The sequence below is a fragment of the Sporocytophaga myxococcoides DSM 11118 genome, assembly GCF_000426725.1.
GTDB lineage: Bacteria > Bacteroidota > Bacteroidia > Cytophagales > Cytophagaceae > Sporocytophaga > Sporocytophaga myxococcoides.
Map to the genome: position 1 here is coordinate 536,932 of NZ_KE384560.1, position 12,756 is coordinate 549,687.

Consider the following 12,756-nt stretch of genomic DNA (forward strand, 5'->3'; position numbering starts at 1 on the left):
AAAAATTATCAATTGATTCTTAATTGTTTATGTAAACTTTTTCTGTGTATACTTTGTCTCCGGCTTTCACCTTTACAATGTAGACACCTGTCGATACATTTAGCTCTTTTGTATAAATACCTTGGGCAATATTCACATTTTCTGAGCGTCCTACTTCTTGACCAATAATGTTAAGGAATACAATTGAAGCCTCTTTTTCATCGATATTTGAAAAATATACATTGACTGTTTTGCCAATCGCATTTACAGCTACTTTGCCTTCTTGTAAGTCACTTATTCCTGTAACAACATCTGACTTTCTGAATTTTATATAAAATCTGGAAGTTGTATCTCCTTTGGTAATTGCAGCAGAGTAACCGTTTGAAGACTTTAAATCATAAGAAATGTTTAATAATTTATCTTCAAGAATGATGTCTGTTGTATCAAAACCTGAAAATTGGTTGGCAGAGATAATATAATTGCCTGTAACAGGAGCTTCAAGTTTTAATGGAATAGTTGAATCGATATAATTCAATGGCAAGCTATTGACTGAGTAGTTTTTTCCATTGATCAACGAGAATAAATTAGGGTTATTACCTGCATTCTTTAATTTTAATGCATCAAGGTTCCCATCAAATGAATCAGATGCATCTTCTGTAAAGTTTAAAATTGTCTCATCAGAATATATTCCATTTTGAGCAGTTAACTTTAAAACAGGCTGATTATCTACAGAAGTTCTCCATAATGAAGGATTCTGAGTGGTAGTTCTTACATTATTAGTCATAGATAAAGTTGCAGTTCCTCCACTTCCACTTGTTGTAACAAAAAATCCCTGCATTGCCGGTACGTATTGAGTTCCTCCGTTAACACTTGAACCATTAACAAAAGATGCATATTTGCTGGTAGTTGCATCCCAGTAATAAATGGCATTATTGATGTTGCTTTTTGTCCATCCGGCTTTTGTCCAGTCAATTGTTGAAGGGAAAGGGTTTCCAACCATTCTGAAGGCAGAAGTAGAATTAGGGAATGTTACTTCGGAAGGAACATTTCCATGGTCATAATTACCAGTGAAATCGAGTGTTGTCGGAGCTGTAAAGTATAAGGAGTATGCCTTAAACGGAGCTAGTCCGGTGTTCATATCTAATATTTGAGACCAAGCACCATCTACATATTCGAATAATCTTGTTCCATTAGGTTTATTAGGATCAGTTACAGGCGTATTGTCTGCAAAATCATTAGCTGTAGTACCGGTAAGGGGGCAGGCAAGATAATGTGTTTTTGTAGAATTCACAGATTTTGAAATCTTAATATTACCGGTAACAGTTCCTGCATCACCAGTATTATAAGCTACACTACCCGAGTTCAGGTTCACAGAAAGATTTCCGCCAGATGCCAGAGTACCTTTGGTAAGGGCAAGTATTCCGTTTACTGTTGCTACAGAATTTAAAGAAACAGTTGAAGAAATGGTCATATTTATAGTAAGATCATTAAATATTTCCCCTCCTGCAGTTGTAATTGATTGTGGTGCAGATCCATTGAATATAACTTTGCTGCCAGTTTCTGAGAATGCTGTTGCGCCATAGCTTGTCCAGTTACCGGCTACATTAATGGTTTTAGCATTGCCAACCAATACAGCAGAACCTGCAAGTGTTAAATCATTAGTAGTTAAACTAATTCCGGCAGGAGTTTTGGTGCCGCTGTTAGATAGCCTAAGATTGTTATAATAATTGAATGTGCTGATCGTCTGGTTTGTTCCATTATAATCTATGGTACTTCCCGTTGAAATATATTCATTGGTTCCCGGAGTAAAAGTATTAGCTATTCCAATTGTTCCGTTCAACTCTCTGGCGCCGGTATTCGAGCTGCTTAGGTTGTAGTAGTTAATACCTGCAATTTTTTGTGTAGCAGTACCGGTAAAAGCAATTGTACCATTGTTATGATTGAAGGTAGCAGTGGGTGATACTGTAAAATCTCCGGTAAGAGAAGTTGTAGAACCAGCTGGTACTGTTAAAGATGCTCCGGATGCTAATGAAAGGTTGTTAAAGGTTGTATTTACTACAGAGCCTGACAAAACTGTTGAACCAGCGAATTCCACTGTACTTAGAGACGGTGTGAATGTACCATTATTAGTCCAGTTACCTTTTACTGTCAATATCTGAGATCCTCCGTTTAATTTTGAAGAAGGTGAGATTGTCAGGCTGCCGTTAACAGTAACATCTGAATTAAGTGTCAGTCCTGAAGCTCCGGTTTTTGAAACGACTAAATTATTTAAGGTTACCTGATCTGTTGGAAGTTCATAACCTGTAGGCACGGCAATAATACCTGTATAAGTAAGATTAACAAGTGTACCAAATATTGGAGGAGCGGCAAGCGTACCTTCGTTTCTTGAAATTGTTGCATTATTAGCAAGAGTGATATTGCTAACTGTATTATCAATTTGTCCAAGGGTCAGGAATAATGTACCGCTAAGGCTAAGCGGCCCGGAAAGATTAACACCGCTTGATCTGTTAATTGTAAAATTATTTAGAGTTAAAGAAGGCAGAGAAAGGCTTGTTCCACTGGATCCGTTTGCGATAAGATTAGAAGAAGAACCGCCGTTTAATGTACCACCTCCTGAAGTAATTGCTCCACTAATTGTAAGTGTGTTTGCCCCTATTTCAAGCGTTCCTGCTGATAGGCCTAAAGAATTGGCTACAGTAACATTTCCAGTCAAAGAGATTGTCTGTCCGGACCTGTTAATATTTAAAGTTCCAAGCGTAACAGTAGGAAGATTTGCACCAACTGACGAAGTTCCAAAGGTAATTCCTGCACTATTATCTCCGATAAGTGTACCTCCGGTTATATTAAGAGCATTGTTTAAAGTCAAAATATGACCATTAAGACTAAAATTTCCTGATGAAAGTGTTAAGGCATTTCCGACAATAAAATTTGTCTGAAGTCCATAACTACCTGAAATGTTAACTTTCTGATTGCTATTGGACATCGATATGCTTGAAACATCACCAGTTCCCAATAGATTTAAGGTTGCAAGCCCTGCTCCTGAACCGCTTTTTCCAATATAGGTTCCTCCGGAATAAAGAAAGTTTCCTTGAACATTGATTGAAGCATTTGCAGGACTATTGTTTGTCACCCCCGAGAATGTTCCACCATTGATATTTAAGCTACCAGTAATGTTAATAGCAGAAGCAGGTGCTACAGGAGAGGTGGATGTTGATGCTGTTCCAACAAAACTTCCTCCAGATATATTAAAATTTCCTCCGACTTTTATTGTTGCTTGTCCCGTTCCTCCTGAATTTAAAGCAGTCAAAGATCCTCCGGAAATATTAAGATCTCCATCTATATCCAGTGTTCCTGAGCCAGAACCAGCATTAACTACTCTAAATATTGTAGATTGAAGAAAGACATTCTGATAAACTTTTATTGTTTTGGTTGTTGTGTTTGTAATTAGGTTCAGTGTTCTGCTGCCAGCTAAATATAGGTCTCCATTTACTGTAAATCCGGCAGGAATAGTAGATGCTGTTCCTGAACCCTCTATATAAAGTGTAGGGTAACTCAGATTTCTGATTTGAAAATTAGCTCCGGCAATATGAACTTCACTGAATGGATCTAAAGTGCCGAATTTAAGAGATGGATATGTAGTTGATAACGTATATACAGCTCCACTCTGCATATCAAGAGTTATGTCATGATCAAATCCATTGGCATCAAAGGAGGAGCCGGATTCAATAACAACCTTACCCAATACAGTCCATTTCGCGGATGCAAACATTGCATCTCCATTAGTTATGATAAATTCATCAGAGGTACTTGTAAAATCTGCAGGGTTGTTGCCATTGCCATCATCCCAGTTAGATAAATTTAAAACATCGGGATCTTCAGTAATGGCAGCTTGCGAATAATACACCGTTGCCCATCCGGGACTGGCATATAGGAGGACTGATATTACTATTAGAGTAAAAATTTTTTTCATAATTATGATTTGTTAGCTATACAAATTAACAAGTTAAATTTTAATTATTTGTAAACAGAAATAGGTGATTATTAAGATTTGTTTACACCTTACTTGGTTTTCAGATGATTAAAGCACTAGGAAATATACGAATAGTTTTATAAATCTGCTAACTTGATTAGATCAAAGTGAATATCAAATCGATGATTTGGTGTAATTGTTTTTAATTTAAATTTATATTAGAATTTGAATTTAAGACCTCATTTTAGGGATGAGTTGAAATAATTTACACTCTTGTTTTCGTTTTATTATTTATTTAAGTGAAAAAGCTAAAATGGATTGAATTCTAGTAACGCTATTTTTGTTTGAAGAACGATAATATTATATTAAATAATATAAAAAAAATCCAATATTTTTAATTTTAATAACTTAATAATTAAGAATAAAATGAAGTAGATTTGATTTCGTTATATTTCTAGGACAATAAGTATATGTCAATAAATGTTTTTATATATATTTGTTCCCATCCAAAATAGTTTTCAAAGAGAAACCCAATTAACTTTAAAATCGTATTAAAACATTTTTAAAATTAAATCTGGGATTAGCCCAAAGAAGAATTGTACAAAATGAATAAAAAAAATTATTTAAGACTACTGTTTCTATTTTTATCAGGTTGTTCAATTTTTTCCTGTATTCCACAAAAAAAGATTGTTTACTTACAAGGAAAGCAAAATGACTCGGTTTTCATAGCACAGGAACAATTTGTTTATAAAATCCAACCACGCGACCTTTTGAATATAAGTATTGTAAGTCCGGATCCACGGGTTACTTCTTTTTATAATATTCAGCAAACCCCTAGTCAGGCTATAAATCCGGGGAGTATGTACCTAAATGGATACGTTGTGAACGATTCAGGCTCGGTGACTATTCCGGTTATAGGGAAAGTGATGGTAAAAAATCAGACCATATCAGAAGTTCAAACCATTATTGAAAGAATTGTAAGAGAGCAAGTTTCGGATGCAACTGTCGTTGTAAAACTGTTAAGCTATAGAGTAACTGTATTGGGAGAAGTTAGAACTCCTGGAATACATTACATGTATAATGAGCGATTTACTTTACTAGAGGCATTAGGGATGGCTGGTGATCTGTCAGAATATGGAAACAGAAAGAATATCAAGCTGATGCGACCTAAAGAAGGCGGAATGGAAATCATACACTTAGACCTTACGGATAAAAACCTCCTTAAATCACCATTCTTTTATCTGAAGCCTAATGATGTGATTTACGTAGCTCCGATGAAGGCAAAAATTGACAGGAATAACCTGACACTGGTGACTGTATTGTTTGCTGGAATTTCTGCATTGGTTCTGGTTATTAATTTTATAAAGACAAACTAAAGTGAAAAAGAGAGAAGATGAATCTATTGACATTAAAGCGCTTTTAAGTAAGGCTTACCAATATTGGCCTTTATTTGCTTTAAGTCTTTTCCTTTCACTTGGGTATGCCTATTTATATATTAGATATTATACTGAACCTCACTACAATGTAGTTTCTACTATATTAATTAAACCCAATGAGAAAATTTCAGGATTTCAGGAAATAGACTTGTTCCGCCAGGATAAAAAGAAAGCCAACGAAATGGCTATACTCAAGTCTTATGAAATAGCTTATAAAACTCTACTGCAGCTGGAATTTAGCGTTTCATATTTTCATAAGGGACAGGTCAGAGATGTAGAGTTGTATCAATCCACTCCATTTAAAGTGATTATTGATACAAGTTTTAAAAAACAGGCCTATAATGTTCCTGTTTTTATAAATATTATTTCTTCTAATGACTTTAAACTTGCTATAGGAAATGCGGGAGAGCTAAATCAAACGTTCTCCTTTGGAGAGCCTGTGAAGCTTGAGAATTTATCCTTTACTGTGGTGAAGCTTGATGAAAATCTTCAGATTGCTGATCATTATTATTTTAAGCTTCATGATCCTGCCAATCTTGCAATACTTTACAGGAATAAATTACAAGTAACAAATTCAGGAGGAAAGGAATCCAGTATTCTAGAATTATCGACAGTTGGTAATAATATCCAGCGTGAATGCGATTATTTGAATAAGCTGACGGAAGTGTATATCCAAAATGGTCTGGAAGAAAAAAATCAGATTGCAAGTAATACTATTAATTTTATAGATAGTCAGCTTGCTTCCATAGCTGCTTCTTTGAATAATGCAGAAACGGAGTTGGAAAGTTTCAGAAGAAACAACAAGGTGATGGATATTTCTTCAGCTGCAACTTCTGTTTTTGCTAAACTGGATGAGCTTGAATCGGAAAAGGCCGTATTGTTGGTCAAGGATAAATACTATCATTATGTTCTTGATTATGTAAGCAATAATAAGGATTTGAGTGGAGTGGTAGCTCCTTCCACGATGGGGATAGATGATCCATTGTTAAATAGCCTAACATTAAATCTTGTTGAATTGAACAGAGAGAAGTCATCTTTAGGAAGGAATACAACAGGAAATAACCCTTTTTTAAACTCTCTTGAAATCAAGATTAAAAACTCTAAAGAAGCGTTATTAGAAAATGTTAAAAATATAATCAATGGATCTAGGATATCGATAGAAGATATTGAAAAGAGAATAGTAAAACTCGAGAAAGAAGTGAGCAACCTTCCAAGGAATGAGCGGGATTTAGTAGATATTCAAAGAAGATTTAACCTCAATGATCATTTATACAATTACCTTCTAGAAAAGAAGGCGGAATCAGGAATAGCAAAAGCCTCAAATATCCCTGACAACAGAATTGTTGAACGAGCAAGAAGTTTTAACGCTTTTCAGGTTGGTCCTAAAACAAATATGATTTATTCCAATGCCATACTCGTTGGTTTATCTATCCCTCTGGGATTTTTGTTTCTTAGAAGTTATTTTAACAATAAAATTCAATCGAAGAAAAGTATTGAAGAACGTACAGATATTCCGGTGATTGGAATCGTAGGACATAATGATAATTTCTCAAACCTGGCTGTATTAAAAAATCCTAAATCAGGGATTGCAGAGTCCTTTAGGTCAATAAGGATTAATCTTCAATACCTTGCACCGGATAAAGAAAAGAAGATAATATGTATTACTTCAAGTATAAGTGGTGAGGGGAAAACATTTACATCTATTAATCTAGCATCCATAGTCGCAATGTCAGGAAAGAAAACGATTTTGATCGGAGCTGATTTAAGGAAACCTAAAATTTTTGAAGACTTTGGGTTGGATAATTCAAGCGGACTTAGCACCTATCTTGCGGGTAAGCATAAATTGGAACAGATCGTATTTAAGACGCAGGTGGAACATCTTGATATTATTTCTGCAGGACCAGTGCCTCCTAACCCGGGGGAGTTAATTCTATCAAGTAGATTAAATGTATTGATGGATGAACTGAAGTTGCGATATGATTATATAATTATTGATACTCCTCCAATAGGACTGGTTTCTGATTGTTTTATCCTGATGAAGTATTCTGATATCAATTTATATATCGTAAGACATAAGTATACAGAAATAAAATTACTGGATAAGGTTAATGGCTTCGTTAATGATGGTAAAATTAGTAACATGAGTATTATCATTAATGATCTTTATAATAACGATAGTAAGTATGGCTATGGGTACGGTTATTATGATAGTTTTGGATATTATGAAGAAAAAACTAAAAGTGAAGGTTTCCTGAATAGAATATATAAAAAAATAATTAAGGAAAATAATGCCAGTTGAAATCTTTGTAGGAAAGTAAAATATTTGAATTTAAAAATTAGATAGTTTAGTTATATAGTCATTCAAAAAATAGCGATGAGTTATCCTAAAATATTAGATTGTACATTAAGAGATGGAGGTTATTATACAAATTGGGACTTTGATAGAAGTCTTGTGGAAAAATATATCAAGGCTCTGTCGAAATTGCCAGTAGATTATGTCGAAGTTGGATATAGGTCGAAGGAATTGAATGGCTATTTTGGAGAGTATAGATATCTTCCAGTTTCCACAATGCAATGGATAAAGAATCTTGCCGGGAATAATTTGAAAATTGCTGTAATGCTTGATGAGAAGGAAACAGAAATAACAGATATAGAAAGTCTTATCAAACCAATTAAGGAGTACTGCGACATGGTTAGAATTGCTGTTGCTCCTGATCGTATTGAGTTAGCAATTAAGCTTGCCAAGGAGATAAAAGCGCTTGATTTAGAAGTTGGTTTTAATATAATGTACATGTCCAAAATAAGCCTGGACGAGAAGATGTTGGAAATGATTAATTCTAACAAGGAGTTTATAGATTATTTTTATTTAGTCGATTCGTTTGGAAGCGTAATACCTGAAGAAGTAAATGAAAAGTTTACCAAGGCATTTAATAGCATTGAAACTAAATTAGGATTTCATGGGCATAATAATCTTGAGTTAGCATTAGCAAATAGCCTAATGGCAGTATCAAGCGGTGCATCTATAGTTGATGCTACAATTACAGGAATGGGAAGAGGGGCAGGAAATCTTAAAACAGAATTATTCTTGACATATATTCAATCGAAGTTTGGTGTTAAGTTTAGTTTCGGCGAGCTTGTTGAAATTTTGAATGCATTTGAAGCTCTTCAAAAAAAATATAACTGGGGCACAAATCTACCTTACATGATTTCTGGCGCAAACTCCTTGCCGCAGAAAGATGTAATGAGTTGGATGAGTAAAAAAAGATACTCAATTAGTGCGATAGTTCAAGCTTTAAGCAATCAAAGTAATAAAGAGCTTGATAATTATAGGTTGCCTGATTTTACTTTTAATGAGTTATTCAAAGACGGAGAACACTATCGAAGAACCGCAATAATTGGAGGGGGAAAAAGTGTACAGGAAAATATAGTTCAAATCAAAAAATTTTTGACAGAGAATCAGGATATAATTGTAATACATTCCAGCGCAAGAAATATTGGTTCTTTGCTTAATATTCCTAATAAACAAATTATGTGCCTTACAGGAAATGAAGGTACTAAGCTTGATGATGAGTCGCTTTCACATGATATTAAATTAATTAGCGGTTATGTTTTTCCTCCGTATCCAAGACAAATGGGAACTTATGTGCCGGAAAAGATAAAAGATAAGTCTTATCAATTGAAATCGATAGACTTCAAGAACCCATTTAATGATGCTCCTCTTGCTATTGCGTTACAAATTGCTTTGCAAAAGACTGGAATTTCTGAAGTTATATTGCTGGGATTTGATGGATATCATGAAACTTTGAGTCAAAATGTGGAATTAAGGGACGAAACCCAGTCCATTATAAATAGCTTTAAAACTTATACAGATATTGAGCTAGTATCATTTACTCCTACACACTATAATAACATCAAGACAAAATCAATCTACGCTTTTTTATGATTGACACAAATCAAATAAAGAATATAATACTTGATTGTGATGGGGTTATATTTGATTCTAATAAATTGAAAACTCAAGCATTTGAGGATACATTAACTTTTCATAAAGTTGATCAGGAAAATGTTAGGAGTTTTATTGATTATCATAAAGCACAAGGTGGAGTCTCTAGATATATCAAGTTTGAGTATTTGATCAAAGAAATAATGAAGGTACCTTTTGACCCATCATTTTATCAATCACTTCTAGAAAAATATTCTGAAATAAGTCAGGAAGCTTATTTAAAGTCTTCATTTACAGATGGCTGTAATGAATTTTTATCCAAAGTTTCAAGTTTGAATATTAGGCTATTTGTAGCTTCTGGAAGCGATGAAGCAGAGCTCAATACGATATTTAAACTTCGAAATATTGATCATTATTTTAATCAGATATTTGGCTCTCCTAAAACCAAATATGAAATACTTACAAAATTTATACTCCCTGGCCAAAACAAGGATTCTTTTTTAATGATTGGAGATGCGATTGCGGATATGGATTCATCATATAAGGCCGGGATTAAAGGTATTGCAATGAAACAATATTCTGAAAATCTTCTTGGTCTATGCGATTCTGCGGAAAAATTTGGCTTTGCAACTATAAATAACCTGTCTGAGATAATATGAGTACAACGAATAAAGTGACTGTATTTCTACCATGCAGAGCTGGTAGTCAAAGGGTTGTTAAAAAGAATATTAAAGATTTTGCCAATATCAAAGGAGGCCTCACAAGAATTAAAATTGAGCAACTGCTTAATATGAAAAGTTTGGAGACCCTAATTGTTTCTACAGATGACGAGGAAGTGAAAGAAATAGCAAGGTCCTTTAAAGATTCCAAAGTTCTTATTGATGACCGCCCTGCACACCTAGCTAGCTCTTCTACTAGCACTGATGAACTCATTAATTATGTTCCGCAAATTATTAATGAAGGAATCGTACTGTGGACACATGTAACTTCGCCTTTTATCGATGCTGAAGACTATGATCTGTTTCTTTCCAAGTATTTCGAAGGCCTTGAAAATGGCTATGACTCACTGATGACAGTGAATAAAATTCATAAGTTTCTTTGGAATGAATCTGGCTCTGTCAATTATGACAGAACACTTGAAAAGTGGCCAAGGACCCAGACATTACCTCCATTGTTTGAAATAAATAGTGGTGCATTTATAGCAGATATTGATATTTATCTTAACATGAAAGATCGGATAGGAAAGAACCCATTAATGTTAGAGATAGATGAGTTAAAAGCGTTTGACATAGATTGGGAGTTAAACTTCAAAACTGCGGAATTTTACTGGCTAAATAAATTTTAACACATAATGTTTTCATTAGTCAGATTTAAGCAAATCGGGTCAGTACTTTTTTTTCAATCCTTTTCTTTTGGGATAAGTCTTATTTGCAGCCTTTTGTTGATACGGAATTTATCCAAAAATGAATATGCTCTCTTTACTATAACATTGATGCTCTTGGGAATGATGGATGCTTTATCCGATTCCGGGTTAACAGTGGGATTCAGACGATTAGCTGGGAAGTATTCTAATAATGCAGATTTGTTTTCTTCTTTGTGCTTATCCTTATTTAAAATTCGGAAACAAATCTTATTTGGAATTATGGTCTTAATAGGATCTGTTGGATTTATATTTTACTACAAGGAAAGTTCTTCTACTCCTCATTCAATAATACTAGTGTTCCTTACCTTGGTACTAGCATTTTTTGAGGTTGAAAGGTCTATGAAGATTGAAGTTTTAAGAATTCAAATGGAAGTTCAGACGGTTCAAAATTCTGAAATGCTAATGAATCTGATTAGATTAGGCATAATAGCCTGTGTAATGCTTGTTATATCTATTGAATTTGTAATTCTTGGATACATTATATCAAGTATAATTACGGGATATTTTTTAAAGCAAAGAAGCAATGTCTATATTAAAGATAATACAATTGCAGGATCTAGATATGTTAACGTTTATTTAAAAAAATTTAAAGAGTTGCTTCCCAATACAGTTTTTTATCTTTTTCAGTCACAGATATCTTTGGCAATAATTACTTTGATGTTCTCATCAAGTCAGATAGCCGATTATGGTGCATTGTCCCGTTTTGGGATGGTTTTTATAGCCCTAAATGCTGTAACTACTAATGTTTTTGCGCCAAGATTTTCTAAGTATACTGATCTGACAATTTTGAGAAAAAGGTTTCTGCAGCTTGTTATTCTATTTATTGCAACAGGTTTTTTTATCCTATTGTGTGTAGGTACTTTAAGTACACAAATTCTAAGTATTTTGGGGGATAAATATTCAGGGCTTGAAAAGCTATTTCTTTATTTAGTATTGGGAAACATTGTGGGGTATTTGTTTGGAAATATTAATTCACTAAATAATTCAAGGGCTTGGGTATATTTTAATGCCCGCTTGGCTATACCTGTTTCAATTGTCGCATTGGTTTTGGGGGCATTGATACTTGATTTGACAAAAGTGGAAAATGTTGTAATCTATTCTATGTTGCCAATTTTATTTACAGGCTTCTTAAAATTAGCAGATTCATTACGAGGTCTAAAAATTATATTTTATTAATAGATGATAATAAAAGAAAATTTTAATCCATATAAAAAATCATTTGGAGATATTTATAGGGCTTTAACAACAGGTATCGGAAGGCGACTTATTTGGGATTTAAATCCTGAATCAATTAGCAGTTCCAAAAAGTTTAAAAAATTAAAGAACAAGTATGCAGGGGAGAAAGCAGTCATATTATTTAATGGTCCTTCTTTATTAAAGGCTGACTTCGAATCTCTGAAAAACACCTATACATTTGGTTTAAATAAAGTTAATTTAATTTTTGAAGAGAAAAATTTTATACCTAATATTTTGGTTGCATTTGATAGTCTCTTGAATGAGCAAAATACCTCCTTCCTTTCGAATAGTCCTCACTTGCTTAAAATACTAGCTTATGATTCGTATAAAGACCTAAAAAAGAGGGGAGAGGATTATATATATCTATATCATCAGGAGGATCCGAGTTTTTGCTATGATCCATCCTCTTGTGTCGTCAATAGAGGTTCGACACCATATATTACGTTTCAAATCGCTTACTATATGGGATTTGAACAAATTGCTATAGTAGGAGCTGATCATAATTTCCCTAATCTACCTCCTATGGCGAAAATTAAAAATTTGGATGAGGATAAATATCATTTTCATAAGGATTATCATAAAAAAGGAGATGTAAATCAATATCCTGATCGTCTAAAATTAGATATTCTATTTCGCGATATAAAACTTGCTTATGAAATGAAAGGAAGAAAAATTTATAATGCAACAGAGGGAGGAAACCTTGAAATCTTTGAAAGAAAAAACCTTCATGATTTTATCAATGGAATCTAAGTTTTAAAATTGTTTTAAA

The 12,756-nt window shown here is 33.7% G+C and carries 8 protein-coding genes; 7 read left to right on the forward strand and 1 reads right to left on the reverse strand.

Going from position 1 to position 12,756, the window contains the following annotated elements; all coding sequences use genetic code 11:
- Positions 1–19: 19 nt before the first annotated feature.
- Entirely contained in the window at positions 20–3,949 is a 3,930-nt protein-coding gene (locus K350_RS0120470) for a T9SS type A sorting domain-containing protein (protein WP_028981489.1), read from the reverse strand.
- Between the two features lie 605 nt (positions 3,950–4,554).
- On the opposite strand from K350_RS0120470, the gene K350_RS0120475 reads away from it, so the two are divergent.
- The 7 genes from K350_RS0120475 (at position 4,555) to K350_RS29715 (ending at position 12,737) form a co-directional block, all read left to right on the forward strand.
- The gene (locus K350_RS0120475) at positions 4,555–5,325 is read left to right on the forward strand and encodes a polysaccharide biosynthesis/export family protein (protein ID WP_051313411.1); all 771 of its coding nucleotides are present in this window, start codon (positions 4,555–4,557) and stop codon (positions 5,323–5,325) included.
- A 1-nt stretch (position 5,326) separates the two neighbouring features.
- On the forward strand, positions 5,327–7,684 hold the full coding sequence (locus K350_RS0120480) for a GumC family protein (RefSeq protein ID WP_028981491.1): 2,358 nt from the start codon (positions 5,327–5,329) through the stop codon (positions 7,682–7,684).
- 75 nt (positions 7,685–7,759) lie between these two features.
- A complete protein-coding gene (locus K350_RS0120485) occupies positions 7,760–9,328 on the forward strand; it encodes an aldolase catalytic domain-containing protein (protein ID WP_028981492.1) in 1,569 nt (522 codons plus the stop codon).
- Positions 9,325–9,987 (forward strand): HAD family hydrolase, encoded by a 663-nt coding sequence (locus tag K350_RS0120490; protein ID WP_028981493.1) that lies wholly within the window; start codon positions 9,325–9,327, stop codon positions 9,985–9,987. Before K350_RS0120485 ends, K350_RS0120490 begins: the two co-directional genes overlap by 4 nt.
- On the forward strand, positions 9,984–10,673 hold the full coding sequence (locus K350_RS0120495; RefSeq protein ID WP_028981494.1) for an acylneuraminate cytidylyltransferase family protein: 690 nt from the start codon (positions 9,984–9,986) through the stop codon (positions 10,671–10,673). The genes K350_RS0120490 and K350_RS0120495 overlap by 4 nt, the downstream gene beginning before the upstream one ends.
- A 297-nt stretch (positions 10,674–10,970) precedes the next feature.
- Positions 10,971–11,927 carry a polysaccharide biosynthesis protein gene (locus tag K350_RS0120500; RefSeq protein WP_156027116.1) on the forward strand — a complete coding sequence of 319 codons (957 nt, stop codon included), beginning with the start codon at positions 10,971–10,973 and terminating at the stop codon, positions 11,925–11,927.
- 3 nt (positions 11,928–11,930) lie between these two features.
- The gene (locus K350_RS29715; protein WP_051313413.1) at positions 11,931–12,737 is read left to right on the forward strand and encodes a 6-hydroxymethylpterin diphosphokinase MptE-like protein; all 807 of its coding nucleotides are present in this window, start codon (positions 11,931–11,933) and stop codon (positions 12,735–12,737) included.
- The last annotated feature ends 19 nt before the right edge of the window (positions 12,738–12,756 follow it).